General features: G+C 54.9%; 11 protein-coding genes, 6 tRNA genes and 2 pseudogenes. 3 read left to right on the forward strand and 16 right to left on the reverse strand.

Annotated elements, in window-relative coordinates; genetic code table 11:
* The first annotated feature begins 553 nt into the window (after window positions 1–553).
* Window positions 554–1,476: pseudogene (locus SOPEG_RS03480) on the forward strand (IS5 family transposase).
* Window positions 1,477–1,609: 133 nt separating this feature from the next.
* Here the strand turns inward: SOPEG_RS03480 and SOPEG_RS03485 are convergent.
* From SOPEG_RS03485 to nagB, 13 genes and pseudogenes are all read right to left on the reverse strand, one after another.
* Window positions 1,610–2,571 (reverse strand): annotated as a pseudogene (locus SOPEG_RS03485) (Rpn family recombination-promoting nuclease/putative transposase).
* A 73-nt stretch (window positions 2,572–2,644) separates the two neighbouring features.
* A complete protein-coding gene (locus SOPEG_RS03490) occupies window positions 2,645–2,824 on the reverse strand; it encodes a hypothetical protein (protein WP_038468168.1) in 180 nt (59 codons plus the stop codon).
* A gap of 143 nt (window positions 2,825–2,967) precedes the next feature.
* A tRNA-Gln gene (locus SOPEG_RS03495) sits at window positions 2,968–3,041 on the reverse strand.
* A gap of 6 nt (window positions 3,042–3,047) precedes the next feature.
* Window positions 3,048–3,124, reverse strand: a tRNA-Met gene (locus tag SOPEG_RS03500).
* Between the two features lie 48 nt (window positions 3,125–3,172).
* Window positions 3,173–3,242, reverse strand: a tRNA-Gln gene (locus SOPEG_RS03505).
* Window positions 3,243–3,288: 46 nt separating this feature from the next.
* Window positions 3,289–3,363 (reverse strand) — tRNA-Gln (locus SOPEG_RS03510).
* Window positions 3,364–3,383: 20 nt separating this feature from the next.
* Window positions 3,384–3,468, reverse strand: a tRNA-Leu gene (locus SOPEG_RS03515).
* Between the two features lie 10 nt (window positions 3,469–3,478).
* Window positions 3,479–3,555, reverse strand: a tRNA-Met gene (locus SOPEG_RS03520).
* Between the two features lie 447 nt (window positions 3,556–4,002).
* The gene (asnB, locus tag SOPEG_RS03525) at window positions 4,003–5,664 is read right to left on the reverse strand and encodes an asparagine synthase B (RefSeq protein WP_025244313.1); all 1,662 of its coding nucleotides are present in this window, start codon (window positions 5,662–5,664) and stop codon (window positions 4,003–4,005) included.
* A gap of 154 nt (window positions 5,665–5,818) precedes the next feature.
* Window positions 5,819–5,944: a hypothetical protein gene (locus tag SOPEG_RS30360; RefSeq protein WP_257720369.1), complete on the reverse strand. Its 126-nt coding sequence runs from the start codon at window positions 5,942–5,944 to the stop codon at window positions 5,819–5,821.
* A gap of 222 nt (window positions 5,945–6,166) precedes the next feature.
* Window positions 6,167–7,405 carry a DNA-binding transcriptional regulator NagC gene (nagC, locus tag SOPEG_RS03530; protein ID WP_025244314.1) on the reverse strand — a complete coding sequence of 413 codons (1,239 nt, stop codon included), beginning with the start codon at window positions 7,403–7,405 and terminating at the stop codon, window positions 6,167–6,169.
* 17 nt (window positions 7,406–7,422) lie between these two features.
* Entirely contained in the window at window positions 7,423–8,565 is a 1,143-nt protein-coding gene (gene nagA / locus SOPEG_RS03535; RefSeq protein WP_025244315.1) for an N-acetylglucosamine-6-phosphate deacetylase, read from the reverse strand.
* Window positions 8,566–8,581: 16 nt separating this feature from the next.
* Window positions 8,582–9,385, reverse strand: coding sequence for a glucosamine-6-phosphate deaminase (nagB, locus tag SOPEG_RS03540; RefSeq protein ID WP_025244316.1), 804 nt, complete (start codon window positions 9,383–9,385; stop codon window positions 8,582–8,584).
* Window positions 9,386–9,714: 329 nt separating this feature from the next.
* Between nagB and nagE the strand changes: the two genes are divergently transcribed.
* Together nagE and glnS are read left to right on the forward strand one after the other, a co-directional pair.
* On the forward strand, window positions 9,715–11,760 hold the full coding sequence (gene nagE, locus SOPEG_RS03545) for an N-acetylglucosamine-specific PTS transporter subunit IIBC (RefSeq protein WP_025244317.1): 2,046 nt from the start codon (window positions 9,715–9,717) through the stop codon (window positions 11,758–11,760).
* A gap of 200 nt (window positions 11,761–11,960) precedes the next feature.
* On the forward strand, window positions 11,961–13,631 hold the full coding sequence (gene glnS / locus SOPEG_RS03550) for a glutamine--tRNA ligase (RefSeq protein WP_025244318.1): 1,671 nt from the start codon (window positions 11,961–11,963) through the stop codon (window positions 13,629–13,631).
* Window positions 13,632–13,697: 66 nt separating this feature from the next.
* Here the strand turns inward: glnS and SOPEG_RS03555 are convergent, their stop codons facing one another.
* From SOPEG_RS03555 to fldA, 3 genes are all read right to left on the reverse strand, one after another.
* On the reverse strand, window positions 13,698–13,961 hold the full coding sequence (locus SOPEG_RS03555) for a hypothetical protein (protein WP_025244319.1): 264 nt from the start codon (window positions 13,959–13,961) through the stop codon (window positions 13,698–13,700).
* A 1,151-nt stretch (window positions 13,962–15,112) separates the two neighbouring features.
* Window positions 15,113–15,580: a ferric iron uptake transcriptional regulator gene (gene fur / locus SOPEG_RS03565; RefSeq protein WP_025244321.1), complete on the reverse strand. Its 468-nt coding sequence runs from the start codon at window positions 15,578–15,580 to the stop codon at window positions 15,113–15,115.
* Window positions 15,581–15,905: 325 nt separating this feature from the next.
* Window positions 15,906–16,421, reverse strand: coding sequence for a flavodoxin FldA (gene fldA / locus SOPEG_RS03570; protein WP_051419992.1), 516 nt, complete (start codon window positions 16,419–16,421; stop codon window positions 15,906–15,908).
* Window positions 16,422–16,429 lie beyond the last annotated feature (8 nt).

Consider the following 16,429-nt stretch of genomic DNA (forward strand, 5'->3'; position numbering starts at 1 on the left):
GGCCACATCAAACAGAAGTAGGTCGGTTGGTTTTACTTTGGTAGGATGGTGCAGATTTCAATTGACACTGACAAATTGGCACTGATATGCGTCGCCTTCTGCATTGAAGATTATGCATATAGCCGCATTAAACGATCGTTTTTAACGATCGATGTCACTGTATCGATCGCCCGTAGCAATTTGAAACGAACGTGTGACAGTCGTTAAATAGGCGGCGTCTTTGTAAAAATATAAATACACCCACAATGTTTTCATGTAGAGAAAAAATGAATAACAAACATATTGAAGAATGCTTTAATGCTGAAGTGCTTATATCTGGCAAAAAATTTTCATGGCTGAAACTGCTACGCCGTGCTATTAAATGCCCTGAAAGAAGATTTTATTTTTGGCTCAGGGTGTGCCAATTGGCGTCTTGTCGTAAAAATTACCTCATCAATAAATTAACATGTAAAATACACCGAAATTTAAATCGAAAATAGGCTTTGTTGAATAAATCGAACTTTTAGGTGACTGGCGGCTCTGATCACTACATTCGTTTCAACATCAGGTCCCCATGGCAAAGCAAAAGTTTAAAATCACCAACTGGCCCGCATATAACAATGCGCTCAGGCAGCGGGGGGACCTGACAGTATGGCTTGATGAGTCAGCCATTGCTGCATGGACTGAGAGTACACACCTGAACATCGTGGCCGGCCGCTTCACTACACCGATATGGCCATTACCACGGTTCTGATGATAAAGCGCGTGTTTAACCTTTCGCTCCGAGCGTTACAGGGTTTCGTTGACTCGATTTTTAAACTGATGGGGCTGTCGCTGCGCTGCCCAGATTACTCTCTGGTCAGCCGACGAGCAAAAACCGTCGACATCAGCATAAAAACGCCAACCCGCGGCGAAATCTCACACCTGGTCATCGATGGCACCGGTCTGAAAGTCTTCGGCGAAGGCGAATGGAAAGTCAGGCAGCATGGGGCTGAGAGGCGCAGAGTATGGCGCAAGCTTCATCTGGCAGTAGATAGCGTGACACATGAAATTATCTGTGCCGATTTATCGCTAAGCGGTACGACAGATGCACAGGCGCTGCCCGGGCTGATTAACCAAACCCACCGAAAAATCAGGGAAGCGTCGGCTGACAGTGCTTACGATACGCGTTACTGTCATGATGCTCTGCTGAGGAAAAAAATAAAGCCGCTTATCCCACCGCGAAGTGGTGCGCAATATTGGCCAGCTCGATACCATGAGCGTAACCATGCGGTGGCAAATCAGCATCTGAGCGGCAATAACGATACCTGGAAAAAGAAAGTAGTTTATCATCGGCGTTCACTGGCTGAAACGGCCATGTTCCGGTTTAAAACACTTCTGGGTGGTCATCTGAGTCTGCATGACTATGACGCGCAGGTAGGTGAGGCAATGGCAATGGTTAAAGCACTTAACCGGATCACACTGTTAGGAATGCCAAACAGCGTCCGCATCATGTAACAATCGCCCTGATAGGGAGGAAGTCGTCACAAATTTCGGATTTATTCAACAAAGCGGGTTTTAGGTTAAAAAAACAACCCAGCCTTAAACCTAGCTATGTTGCTGGGAAAAATCAAAAAAAGCAGAAAAACTACTAGCGTGTCAAATCATTCAACTCACGGTCGGACAACCCGGTAAACTGTTTCACCGCAGTCCGAGTTAGGCCGCTGTCGGGCATATGTTGGGCAATCTTGAGCGAGGCAAGCTTTTCACCTTCTTGCAGCCCTTCCTGCCGACCTTTCTGCTCACCAAGCTGGATGCCTTCTTGACGTCCGAGTTGGATGCCCTTCTGGATGCCCTTAGCTTCAAGCTGCTCTGCAATGGCCATGATGTCCTCCCGGTAGTCAGTGGTTTTGGCGGCGATATGCTGTAGGAATTGCGATTCATCCGAAGTATTTCCCCATTCTGCAATATAGTACATCAGGCTACGGAACTGCTCTTTCGGTATCGCCCATAGATTGAGTAGACGGGCGATATCAGTGGCTAGTTCTAACATGTCCCGCGTTCGGATGTGCTTCTGTACTAACTCTACAGAGCTACCCGCCGATGAGACAGTATTTCATCATCCGGCATAGCGGTGATATCAACCAGCGGGAATGCTTGCCTGTAGACTGATTCTGCCAGTTCAGGGTCAGCAAAGCAATCGAGCCATTGGGTGCTGTACGGGTAGGGCGATGTGATACCGTGGTAGAACAGGAGTGGAATCACCACCGGCAAAGAGTCATTGCCTTGCTCAAGGTGCCGCTGCATGGCAGCTACCGCATACCGCATCAGGCGAAACGCCATCAGCTTTTCCGGGCGGCTCTGGTGTTCGATGAGGCAGTAGACGTAACCATCATGGCCGGTCGTGGTCTTCATCGAATACAGCATGTCCGAGCATTGGCTCTTTAGGTCGTCTTCGATGAAGCTGCCCGATTCCATCGCTAGTGTGCCGAAATCGCAGCGCTCACGCAGATGGGGTGGCAAATGCACTTCCAGAAAGTCTCTGGCTACAGCAATATCGCCGAGGAACTTTTTGAACAGGGAGTCATGTTGAGATAGTGAGGATTTTGTCATCGGCGCAGTATACCTTGCTCCGGTTACGGTATGCCATCGAAATCCCCGACCCCTCAACGAGCCGGGGCGACCGTCAGTGCCTCTGTGCGAACTGGCCGAGTTCGGACTTATGCCAGCGGGTCAGGGTATCGGTGAGCATGAAGGTGTTGCTCTGGCTGGCTTCAGCAAGCAAGTTATCAATTTCACTCATCACGCTACCCACGTTCTCACGTTTGCGCACAAGCTGCCGGATGGTTCGTCTCTCAGCGTCCACGATGGCAGATTGCTGATGCGATTAGGTGCTTTTATCGAGGCGAGGAATGCAAACTGTACTGCATGGTTATGCAAATTACTGAACGGGGTATTCTGAAATATTCTGAAGGGTAAGGGGCTACTTACGTAACTCCTTGATAAATATGGCTGGGGTACCAGGATTCGAACCTGGGGTGCCGGAATCAGAATCCGGTGCCTTACCGTTTGGCGATACCCCAAAAATATGGTGGCTACGACGGGAATCGAACCTGTGACCCCAGCATTATGAGTGCTGTGCTCTAACCAGCTGAGCTACGTAGCCGTTTTATTACCGTTTTTAGCAACAGACCTTGAATTCGGCAGATCATATTGGCTGGGATACCAGGATTCGAACCTGGGGGGGATCAAAACCCGCTGCCTTACCGCTTGGCTACATCCCATCTAAGCCGTAATTGCAGCGCTTTTCGCCCGTGAAACTAAGCGAGATGGCTGGGGTACCAGGATTCGAACCTGGGCGTGGCGGGATCAAAACCCGCTGCCTTACCGCTTGGCTATACCCCATTTGCTGCTAACCGAAACAATGGTGCGGGAGGCGAGACTTGAACTCGCACACCTTGCGGCGCCAGAACCTAAATCCGGTGCGTCTACCAATTTCGCCACTCCCGCAAAGAAAGTATGGTGGCTACGACGGGATTCGAACCTGTGACCCCAGCATTATGAGTGCTGTGCTCTAACCAGCTGAGCTACGTAGCCAACTTTCCGCATGACCTACATTATTTATTCGGCGCTGCGGGGCAGCATTATGCGGAGTTGATGAACTTCAGTCAACCCCTTTTTTTTCGCTAAACCGGCATTGCGCGGGCCGTTTGTCTGGCTTATGAACAACCTGACGATAAAAGCGGCTAACGCAATGATTTTCCCGCGCTCCCGGGCGTAAATCGCGGGTCGGCATGGGGGCTTTTTGACCAGGGCAACAAGGATGATTAACGAGGGCGGCAGAGCTCCTGTTCGCGGGGGTGATTACCCGCGAGCGAAGCTCAGCACGACACCCGCCTCACCTCATGCAAACGCCAGCGGAAGCCCAGCCTGCCCTACGGCGATGGGGGCCCGTTCGGCTGCCGACCTGCGTCGAGGGGCAAAGGCCCAGGGGACACCTGCCCGCGACCTGCTCGACAGAACGGCGGTGCGGGCGGGTGCCCGTCAATAGGCCGAAGCGTGTACACCCACCGCGCGACCGGAGGGATCGTCCATTTTCTTGAAGGATTCATCCCATTCAATGGCCTTGGCGGAAGAGCAGGCCACGGACGGACCGCCCGGGACGCATTCCGCGGCGCTCGGTAACGGGAACAGCGCTTCAAACATCTCCCGGTACAGATAACCTTCTTTGGAGGTGGGCGTGTTGTACGGAAAACGGAAATGCGCATTGGCCAACTGCCGATCGCTGATTTGCTCCGCGGCGATGACTTTCAGGCTATCGATCCAGCTGTAGCCCACGCCGTCGGAGAACTGCTCTTTTTGCCGCCAGGCGACGCTCTCCGGCAGGTAATCGGCGAAGCACTCGCGCAAAACGTGTTTTTCAATTTTGCCGTTGCCACACATCTTATCCTGCGGGTTGATTCGCATAGCCACGTCCAGGAATTGCTTATCAAGGAAGGGAACACGCGCTTCGACGCCCCAGGCGGACATCGTTTTGTTGGCGCGGGCGCAGTCATACATATGCAGGGCCTGTAGCTTACGCACCAGCTCTTCGTGGAACTCTTTCGCGTTCGGCGCCTTGTGGAAATAGAGGTAGCCACCGAAAACTTCATCGGCGCCTTCGCCGGACAGGACCATTTTGATGCCCATCGCTTTGATCTTGCGCGACATTAAATACATTGGCGTCGAAGCGCGAATGGTGGTGACATCATAGGTTTCGATGTGGTAAATCACGTCGCGAATCGCGTCCAGCCCTTCTTGCACCGTGAAATGGATTTCATGATGCACCGTGCCCAGCGCCGCCACCACTTTACTGGCGGCGCTCAGATCCGGCGAGCCTTCCAGGCCCACGGCGAAGGAGTGCAACTGCGGCCACCAGGCTTCGCTTTTGGCCTGGTCTTCCACCCGGCGGGCGGCGTATTTTTTGGTGATGGCGGAGATAATGGAAGAATCAAGCCCGCCGGACAAGAGTACGCCGTAAGGCACGTCGGACATCAGATGGCTTTTCACCGACTCCTCAAGCGCCGCCTTCAGCGCCGCCTTATCGGTAACGTTGTCCTTCACCCGATCATAGTCGAACCAATCACGCTGATAGTACTGGCGCATTTCGCCGTCCTGGCTCCAGAGATAGTGGCCGGGAGGAAATTCCTGTAGCGTGCGGCAGACCGGAACCAGCGCTTTCATTTCCGATGCGACGTACAGGTTACCGTGCTCGTCATGACCTATATACAGAGGAATGATGCCCATGTGATCGCGGCCGATCAAATAGGCGTCTTTTTCCGTGTCGTACAGGATAAAAGCGAACATGCCGCGCAGTTCATCCAAAAATTCCGGACCTTTTTCCTGATACAGGGCCAGGATCACCTCACAATCGGAACCGGTTTGAAAAGCGTAGCGATCGCCTAGCTGTTCGCGGATAAGCTGATGGTTATAGATCTCGCCATTGACCGCCAGCACATGGGTGTGCGCCGCGTTATAAAGGGGTTGGGCGCCGGTATTGACGTCGACGATAGACAGACGCTCATGGGCCAGTATCGCTTTATCGCCCTCATAGACACCGGACCAGTCGGGGCCGCGATGACGCATCAAGCGGGAGCATTCCAACGCCTGTTTACGCAGTTCGACCGGATCGGTCTTCAGATCCAGCACCCCAAAAATAGAACACATAGCTTTTCCCTCATGATTAATCCCGGCGGTCGCCGCGTCGCCGCTTGCGCCGTCACGTTAGCAACGATTTAGCACCAAAACGGTCTAACAATTCAATATCCATACAGAAATAAACCCTATCAGCCAGATAATATCTAATAAAATGGGCAATAAATTACATAAAAAGCAGCAAAGCAGAAGAAAAAGGCGCGTTCATTGCGAATTCAATAATGGGTTTTTTACCGCCGGCGGTCATGACCCGGGTGCAGCGCGTGACCGCCTTGCCGATCCAGCAGGCCAAACGGGCCCTCTGAACGAGGGAATGGAGAAAGCATCACGGAGCAAACCGGGCAGGGCCGCGTTCGCCGGGCAGGGGCCTCCCAGCCGGGCAGCGCCGGGAAAGAATGGGGAAAACCGGCTACGGGTTGCTTCGCCGGGCGGTCCTTAAGGTAAGGCGCAGCGGTGTTACAGTCTTGGCCAAGAGGCGATGTCCGCACCGCGCCACGTGCCCCGGAGGGGTAGATCAGCGGTGCGCGGGCGAATCGTTTTCCAACAGCCGCTGTAGCAGCACACCGTTAAGCATAGCGCGTTTGACCAGGGCAAACGCGCCGATGGCCGAACTGTGGTCCAGCGCCGAGATGACGACCGGTAAATTTTGCCGGAAGGCTTTCAGCACCTGATTGTCGATACAGCGCTGTACGGCCGGCAGCAAAATTTTGTGGGCTTCGGTGATTTCACCCGCCAGTACCACTTTTTGCGGATTGAACAGATTGATGCTCAGGGCGATTACCTTGCCCAATTGGCGCCCCACTTGTTCGATGACTTCCACCGCCAGCCCGTCGCCGCGGTTGGCGGCCTGGCAAATGGTGTCTATCCGACAGTCGTCCGCCGTCAGTTTGCTGGCATAACCCTGGCTGAGCAACAGACGCACCCGTTGCTCTATCGCGGCATTGGCGGCAATGGTTTCCAGACAGCCAAAATTGCCGCAGTGGCAGCGCTCTCCCAGCGGGTCGACCTGAATATGGCCCATTTCACCGACGTTGCCGTTGCTGCCAAGGAATATCTGGCCATTAATCAAAATCCCCGCGCCGGTACCGCGGTGCAGACGTACCAAAATAGAATCGACGCAGTCCTGGGTTGCACCAAAATAGTGCTCCGCCAGCGCCAAACTGCGTATGTCGTGGCCTACAAACGCGGTAAGATTGAAGCGCTGTTCTAACTGCTCGACCAGGGGCCAATGGTGAACCTGTATATGGGGCATGTAGCGGACAATGCCGGAGAAGGGATCGACCAGCCCCGGTAAAATCACCGAGATAGCGATAAGCTCGCGGATTTTACGTTGCGCCTGTTTGAGAAAGTCGGCGATAGCCTCCATGAGCGCCAGCTCTAAGGTCTGCTGTGTCCGCTGCGGAAGCGGGAAGTACGCCTCCATTAGGGCCTTGCCGCTCAAATCATAGAGCATGATGGTCGCATCGTGCCGGCCGAGGCGCACGCCGATGGCCTGGAAGGCGCGGGTCTCGGCCACGATAGAGATCGCCCGCCTGCCGCCGGTGGACGCTTGCTGATCCACTTCGCGAATCAAGCCGCGTTCCAGCAATTGGCGGGTAATCTTGGTGATACTGGCGGGCGCGAGCTGACTCTGTTCGGCTATCTGGATGCGGGAAATTGGCCCCATTTGATCGATGAGACGGTAGACCGCCGCGCTATTCAACTGTTTAACAAGGTCCATATTGCCTATCGGGGTCTGTCCGCCTGGTGTCATCGCTTACTCGCTTATGGTCAAACTTCGTTGCCGTTAACGATAGTTTTACTGATATTATAATCGCGGGTGAAGGCGGTTAAATTGGCGATTTTGCCCACCGTCAGCGTCCCTAACCTCGCGTCCGCGCCCATTGCCCGTGCCGGGTAAAGGGTGGCCATGCGCAACGCCTCATCCAGCGCGATACCGGCGCATTCGACACTATTGCGCACCGCTTCAATCATGGTAAGCGCCGAGCCGCTGAGGGTACCGTGCTCATCCACGCACAGGCCATCGCGATAGTATATTGTTTTGCCGGCAAAAATGAACCGATCAATATTCTCGGCGCCGGCCGGGGCGGTGGCATCGGTGACCAGCACCAGGCGATCGCCCTTGATGCGTTTGGCGTTACGCACGTTGGCCCAGTTCACGTGCAGGCCGTCGGTAATAATGCCGCAGTAAATTTCGGGGGCGTCGAACAGGGCGCCGATGACCCCCGGTTCGCGTCCGACCAGCGGCGGCATAGCGTTAAACAGATGGGTGGCGAAGCTGACGCCGGCGGCGAAACCCGCCTTGGCCTGATCATAGGTGGCGTTGGAATGACCGATGGAAACGCGGATACCGGCAGCGCTGAGCCGACGGATCACCAGGGGGTCCACCTGCTCGGGGGCCAGGGTCATTTTGCTGATCACATCGCTGTTCGCGCAAAGAAATTCCACCATCTCTTTCGTTGGCGCGCGCATTAATGCCGGGTCATGGGTACCTTTCTTGGCCGGGCTGAGGTACGGGCCTTCCAGATGCAGTCCCAGCGCCTGATGTTTATGCTGCGCCAAAAAAGCGCGCATCACTTCCACCGCCCGACGCATAAATTCATCGGTACTGGTAATCAGGGTCGGCAGGAAACTGGTGCAGCCGGAACGCTGGTTGGCGGCCTGCATCGTTTCCAGCGTTTCGACAGACAACGCCGCCAGGCTGTCGTTAAACTGCACGCCGCCGCAGCCGTTTAGCTGCAGATCGATGAAACCGGGCGCCAGCGCGGCACCGGCCAGATCGCGGCGTTCAATGCCGGCAGGCAGGCTGTCGGCGGGGCAAATGGCGTCGATAACGCCGTCCGCGACCACCAGGGCGTGGTGATCGAGAATCTCGCTGCCGGTATAGATGCGGCCATTGGTTAAAGCATACATAGTCAGCTCCGGGAGGTTAGTCGGCGGTGTTCAGATTGTCTTGTTCCAGTTCACGGAAGTAGTTGACCGTTTTCACCTTTACTTCCTGAGTGGACGGTTCATCGCACACCATCACGGCTTTAGCATGCAACTGTAGACAGGTAATGGTCCACATATGATTGACGTTTCCCTCTACCGCGGCCTGTAGCGCCTGAGCCTTATTATGCCCTATCACCAGAATCATCACTTCTTCCGCATCCAGCAGCGTACCGACACCCACCGTCAGTGCGTAGCGGGGAACTTGCTCAATGTCGTTATCAAAAAAGCGCGAGTTGGCCCGGCGCGTCTCCTGGGTCAGGGTTTTGATGCGCGTGCGCGACGCCAGGGAAGAACCGGGTTCGTTGAAGGCGATGTGCCCGTCATTGCCGACGCCGCCCATGAACAGGTGAATTTTGCCATAGGATTTGATCTTCTCTTCATAACGGCGGCATTCGGCGTCAATATCCGGTGCGTTGCCGTTCAGGAGATTGATGTTTTCCCGTGGAATGTCGATATAATTAAATAAATTATTATACATGAAGGAATGATAGCTTTCGGGATGTTCGGCGGGCAGACCGACATATTCATCCATGTTGAATGTCACCACCTGCTTGAAACTGACCTGGCCCGCTTTATGCATCTCAATCAGGCTTTTATAGGCCTCCAACGGCGTGCTGCCGGTGGGAAGGCCGAGAATAAACGGACGATCGGCGCTGGGATTGAACGCCTTGATACGGTTGACAATGTGACGGGCGGCCCATTGGCCAACTTGAGCGGCGGTATGTAATGGAATCAGTCTCATGTTTTACCTCGTAAAATGTTGCGGGGCAGTGTATGACCGGGGAGTATAACCGCTGGGCGCCGATGCCGAAATCCGACGTATCGTCCCTCTCTTCGGGGCAACTGCACATTGATTTTTTTTGTATTGAAAAATAAGTTTGCGCTAAATAATAGAATAAGTCACAAAATAGAGCGATTCAAGATGAAATTTTGTAGGAAAACGGCTATTATTTTGCGAAGAGAATTAAATCTTTCGCCGGCGGTGCAAACGTGCTGCCGACGATTGCCACAACAAAGGCGGGGTGCCAGCAGACCTGCCGGTAAAAAAAGTCATGCTAATAGGGAGAAAAGATGAATATACTCAGTTACTTGCAGAAAATAGGCCGGGCGCTGATGGTCCCGGTGGCGACACTGCCCGCCGCCGCTATCCTGATGGGGGTGGGCTATTGGATCGACCCGGTTGGCTGGGGGGGCAGCAATGCGTTGGCGGCCTTTTTCATTAAATCCGGCTCGGCGATTATTGAAAATATGTCGGTGCTGTTCGCCATCGGCGTTGCCTATGGCATGTCGAAAGACAAAGATGGCGCCGCGGCGCTTACTGGTTTCGTCGGCTTCTTGGTGGTCACCACCTTGTGCGCGCCGGCCTCGGTGTCAATGATACAGAAAATTCCCTTGGATCACGTCCCGGCGGCGTTCGGCAAAATCAATAACCAGTTCGTCGGCATCCTGGTGGGGATTATTTCCGCCGAGCTTTACAACCGTTTCAGCCACGTCGAGCTCACCAAAGCGTTGTCGTTTTTCAGCGGACGCCGCCTGGTGCCGATCCTGGTGTCGTTCGTGATGATCTTCATCGCCTTTAACCTGATGTACATTTGGCCGTTGATCTTCAATGCGCTGGTGGCGTTCGGCGAGCATATCCAACAGCTGGGTTCGGTGGGAGCAGGTATCTACGCCTTCTTTAACCGGCTCTTGATTCCGGTCGGTCTGCACCACGCTCTGAATTCGGTGTTCTGGTTCGATGTCGCCGGCATTAACGATATTCCCAAATTCATCGGCGGCCAGCAGTCCATCGAAGCCGGTACCGGTATTATCGGTATTACCGGCCGCTATCAGGCGGGCTTCTTCCCCATCATGATGTTCGGTCTGCCCGGCGCGGCGCTGGCGATTTATCACTGCGCCCGGCCAGAGAACCGCAGTAAAGTCGCGGGAATTATGCTTGCCGCGGCTTTCGCCTCGTTTTTTACCGGCATCACCGAACCGCTGGAATTCTCCTTTATGTTCGTTGCGCCGGTGCTGTATTTCCTGCACGCGCTGCTGACCGGTTTGTCGGTATTTATTGCCGCCAGTATGCATTGGATTGCCGGATTCGGCTTTAGCGCCGGGCTGGTGGATATGGTGCTCTCAAGCCGCAACCCGCTGGCGGTACAGTGGTATATGCTTATCCCGCAAGGGCTGGTGTTCTTCGTTGTGTACTATCTGGTGTTTCGTTTCACCATCAAACGCTTCAATTTGCTCACCCCGGGCCGCGAGTTGCAAATGGCCGGCGATGAGGCCGATGGCTACGACGTGAACATTGATGCCGCCGGCGAGGGCAAAGGGGATGAGACGCAAATTCTGGCGCGTCGGTATATCAGCGCCATTGGCGGCTCGGATAATCTGACCGGCATTGATGCCTGTATTACCCGTCTGCGTCTTAGCGTGAAAGATAGCTCGCTGGTCAATGATGCGGTCGCGAAAAATCTTGGCGCTCAGGGTGTGATCCGACTGAATAAAGAAAGTCTACAAATCATCGTCGGCACCCGCGCGGAAATTATCGCTGGCGCCATGCGTACCGTGCTGGCGAGCGGCCCGGTCAGCGCGGCGCGCGCGGTATCGCCCGCGTCGGTCGCGGCCCCCGCGCCCCGCGTGGAATCGGCCCCCGCCGCGGTGAAGCCGGTGGTGGTATCGCTGATATCGCCGATAACCGGTGAAGTGGTTCCGCTGGACCAGGTGCCGGATGAAGCGTTCGCCAGCCGTGCCGTGGGTGAGGGTATTGCCGTACGCCCCACCGATAAACTGGTGCTATCGCCGGCGAACGGCACGCTGGTAAAAGTATTTAATACGCATCACGCTTTCTGCCTGGAAACCGACGGCGGCGCTGAAGTGGTGGTGCATATCGGTATCGATACCGTGGCCCTTAACGGGCAGGGTTTTACTTGCCTGGTGGAAGAGGGCAGTAAGGTGACACAAGGACAGCCTATTCTGGAGCTGGACCTGGCCTACTTGAACGCTAACGCGCGCTCGATGATAAGCCCGGTGGTCGTGAGCAACATGGAGGAGTTCGGCGCCCTGACCGCCACCGCCAATACCACGGTGGTGGCCGGTCAAAGCCGGCTTTTGGATCTCACCGGCAAGTAATCGCGCCCGGTGCTGCCGTTAAGGGGCCAGGCGTTTTCCGTTCTGTCTTTCCCTCGCCGCGCGCGATGCCTTAACCGCACCAACCGGCCGTGCCGGTAAGCCGTAATGGAGAATTTCTCTAACAAACGGTTGTGTCCTGGCGTGGCATGTTGGAACATAAGAGCAATGAATGTCGTGCTGTTGTGTAGAGGAATATCAACATGAGTGAGGCTGAAGCCCGCCCAACTAATTTTATTCGTCAAATTATCGACGAAGATCTGGCTTCGGGGAAGCATACATCGGTGCATACCCGTTTTCCGCCGGAGCCCAATGGCTATTTGCATATCGGCCATGCAAAGTCCATTTGCCTCAATTTCGGCATCGCCCAGGATTATCAGGGCCAATGCAACTTGCGTTTCGACGATACCAATCCCGTGAAAGAGGATAGGGAATATGTCGATTCCATCAAGTACGACGTGCAGTGGTTGGGTTTCAACTGGAGCGGTGACATTCACTACTCCTCCGATTATTTCGACCAGCTGCATGACTATGCGTTGGAGCTTATCGACAAAGGGCTGGCCTATGTCGACCAACTGTCGCCGGACGAAATTCGCGAACATCGCGGCACGCTGACGCGCCCGGGTAAAGATAGCCCCTATCGGGATCGTAGCGTGGAAGAAAACCGCGCGCTCTTCGCCAAAATGCGCAACGGCGAATTTGCCGAGGGCAGCGCCTGCCTGCGGGCGAAAATCGATATGGCGTCGCCGTTTATGGTGATGCGCGACCCGGTGCTGTACCGCATTAAATTCGCCGATCATCATCAGACCGGCAACGCGTGGTGCATTTATCCGATGTATGACTTTACCCACTGCATCTCCGATGCGCTGGAAGGGATAACCCATTCGTTATGCACCCTGGAGTTTCAGGATAATCGCCGGCTGTATGATTGGGTGCTGGAAAATATCACCATTGATGTGCATCCCCGGCAGTATGAATTTTCCCGGCTGAATCTCGAATACGCCATCATGTCCAAGCGTAAGCTGAATCTACTGGTGACGGAAAAAATTGTCGAGGGCTGGGACGATCCGCGTATGCCGACCATTTCCGGCCTGCACCGCCGCGGCTATACGGCGGCCTCGATTCGCGAATTCTGCCGCCGTATCGGCGTGACGAAGCAGGACAATAATGTGGAGATGGCCGCGCTGGAAGCCTGTATTCGCGAAGATTTGAACGAGCGCGCGCCGCGCGCCATGGCGGTGATCGACCCCGTACGGGTGGTCATCGAAAGCCTGCCGGCGGGGCATGAACAGGATATCACGATGCCAAACCATCCCAATAAACCGGAGATGGGGACCCGCCAGGTCGCGTTCAGCCGCGAAATCTATATCGATCGCGCCGATTTTCGTGAAGAAGCCAACAAGCAATACAAGCGTTTAGTGCTGGGTAAGGAAGTTCGCCTGCGCAATGCCTATGTGATTAAGGCTGAGCGCGTGGAAAAAGACGCCCAGGGGCAGATCACCACCATCATCTGCCGCCACGATCCCGATGCGCTAAGTAAAGATCCCGCCGACGGGCGCAAGGTGAAAGGCGTGATCCACTGGGTATCGGCCACCCGCGGCGTCGCGGCGGAGTTTCGTCTATATGACCGGTTGTTTAGCGAGGCCAATCCGGCGGCGGCGGAAGATTTTCTCTCTACGCTGAACCCGGATTCGCTGGTTATCCGTCAGGGCTTTGTCGAAGCCGGCGTGCCGGCAGCCAATGCGGATGAACCTTTCCAGTTTGAGCGCGAAGGCTATTTTTGCGCCGACAGCCGCTACTCCAGCCCCTCCCATCCTGTGTTCAACCGCACCGTGGGGCTGCGCGACACCTGGGCCGCAAAAGCCGGGATGTGATCTTATCCCCCCCGCGCGGTGATCTTTCCGTTTCTGGCGCAGGGGGGAGCGGTTACGCTGCGCCGCTTATTCCTCTTTCTGCCCGCGCTGCAATGCTTTCGGCAAGTTTTCAAGCTTATCCAAGCTATAGGCGTGCGGATTGTGCCTGAGGCGTAGCTGATAATGGTTGGGCTTGTCGGCCCAGATGTAGCTGTTATCTAACGCATCGGCCGGCGGCGCATATTTGCACGGGATCACCTTGTCATCCACCAGTTGCTTAACGCGGGATGTCAACGCCTTGAACGCCGCATGCTTTTTTCTCTCGACGCTAAAATCGATCCAGGAATGCACCCTCCCCTCTGGGGCCCTATGGACGTTAGAGATGAGGGGCTCAGGGCCGTGCAGAGCGGCGTAAACGGTTTTGTCGTAGGGAACGAACGTGATACCCGTTGAGCGAAACGTGGGCAGGCCCTCATGATCGATTTGCGCATATAATGAGGGCCCTATCGCCGCAGGTGCGTGCCGTCAACGGCGAAGGTTTCGGCGGCCGCGGCGGAGCCTGGCTCGCCACTGCCGCGACGGGATCCCGCGGACGCCTGAGGGTCACCGGCGATGAGGGCGATTGCCTAGACGGGTATGCACCGGCCGCGGTATCGCGTTGCGGGTTGCGTAACCGTCGCGGCGGGGAGCCAGATTGCGTGGCCGGGTGCCTAGCGGTCGCGGCGTCGTGTTGGGCGTTTTTGCTGGGGCGCGACGGTGCGGGAGTAAGCAGGGTGGTGACGTTGGCAAGCGCCACATCAATACGCAAGGGGCGCGGGGATGCCGGGGGTGTGCTCCTCGCCGCGGTGGCTGGGCGTAACAATTTTGCTTGCCTTACGCCGTTGGGTTCAGACGTGAGCGGCGCTCGCGCGGCGGGAGACGCTTCCAGCGATGAGACAGCAGGGGTGTCTTGCAGGATAGGTTTCATCATCGGGATACCTGTAGGTCGACCAAAGACGTTAGGAGACAGCGTTACCGCTTCCAGGGAGGGCTCGGCGGGTAAGCGCTGTGAACGGATCCCTGCTCCCCTGTTTTTTTGAGGGCAGGGCCGGGCTAGGGGCTGATAATAATTTATCGGCATATAAGCCCACCGCCCAATAGCCTAAGAAGTTAACTTCTCCGCCGTCATCGGGTAAAAGGCTGATTCAGTACGGGAGAATAGCGGGGCGGTGGTATGACAAAACGGGGAAGTCAGGGGACGATGAAACCGTTAAACGGCGAAACAAACTAAACCCTAGGGCCGTGGCATGATGCCGCTCGTCAAAGAGAGGGACGAGGGCAAGGCGGTGTGGCGAGCGGGAGACATAATGGAACACTGAGACAGCACAAGCCTGTCTTGGCGGCAAGTAAGAAAAAAAGGGGCGTTATGCGGTGTAAAAGCAAGGCGAAAAAAACCGCCGGCGGCGGTTTCTCTTTATACGGTCGTGATTGTATGGCGGTAACGTGACGGCATAGGACGGGTGTCAGAATTTTACGACGTGCGGATCATCTATATCATGCAAGGTTTCATCTTCACGGCAGTCGTCTTCCGCGCAATGGCCATAAAGATAGAGGCTGTGGTTGGTCAGTTTGATATTGTGCTTTTTCGCGATGTCGCGCTGGCGCGCCTCGATAAACTCATCGCGAAATTCGATGACCTTGCCGCAATCCAGGCAAATAAGGTGATCGTGATGGTGTTGCTGGGTGAGCTCGAAAACCGATTTGCCGCCCTCAAAATTGTGGCGGGTGACAATGCCGGCGTCATCGAACTGATTGAGTACGCGGTAAACGGTGGCCAGCCCGATTTCCTCACCCATGTCGATCAGCTTTTTATACAGATCTTCCGCACTGACGTGGTGGCATTTCGGGTCTTGCAACACTTCCAGGATTTTGAGCCTGGGAAGGGTCACTTTCAGGCCGGCCTTCTTTAATGCGATGTTATTGTCAGTCATGCGGGTTTGGTCCTGTTACTTGATAATCAAGTTATAAGCGAACATAGCCTATAACAATCGTCGGCCCGAAAAATGTATCACTGTCTCATTATAGAGCTCGCGGTCAGAAATGAAAAAGAGACTCATTTTCATTATAGCCCACTCAGCGAGTAAGGACTATGTTACCTCTTTAGGTTTAAAAAATCATACAAAGTGTGGTGCCATTGTACTGCTTTGGCGAAAAAAAAAAATTTACAAAATTGTAGCTATCAATTTGAAAGGAATTATTTATCAAGCATACAATGCGGCGTCATGCCGTCCGGGGAGGCCGGACGGCGGTAAGGCGTTAAGCCAAATTCATCTCTTCGCGAACCTGTTTGACCCAGCCGTCGACGCGTTCGGCGGTAAGCTCGGGCTGGCGGTCCTCATCAATGGCCAGACCAATAAAGTGGTCGTCGTCCGCCAGCCCTTTGGACGCCTCGAAATGATAGCCGGCGGTAGGCCAATGGCCGACCAGCGTGGCGCCGTGGGGTTCAATAATGTCCCGCAGGGTGCCCATCGCGTCGCAGAAATACTCCGCGTAATCTTCCTGATCGCCGCAGCCGAGCAGCGCAACTATCTTGCCGCTGAAATCGACATCTTCCAACGTGGGGAAAAAATCATTCCAGTCGCACTGCGCTTCGCCGTAATACCAGGTCGGGATACCCAGCAGCAGCCGGTCGTACTGTTCCAGATCTTCTTTGCTGCTTTTGGCGATGTCAAAAACATCAGCAACATCGGTACCCAGTTGCTTTTGGATCATCTTGGCAATATTTTCGGTATTGCCGGTATCACTGCCAAAGAAAATGCCTACACTCGCCATGAATATCA

Source organism: Candidatus Sodalis pierantonius str. SOPE, from assembly GCF_000517405.1.
GTDB classification, from domain to species: Bacteria; Pseudomonadota; Gammaproteobacteria; order Enterobacterales; family Enterobacteriaceae; genus Sodalis_C; species Sodalis_C pierantonii.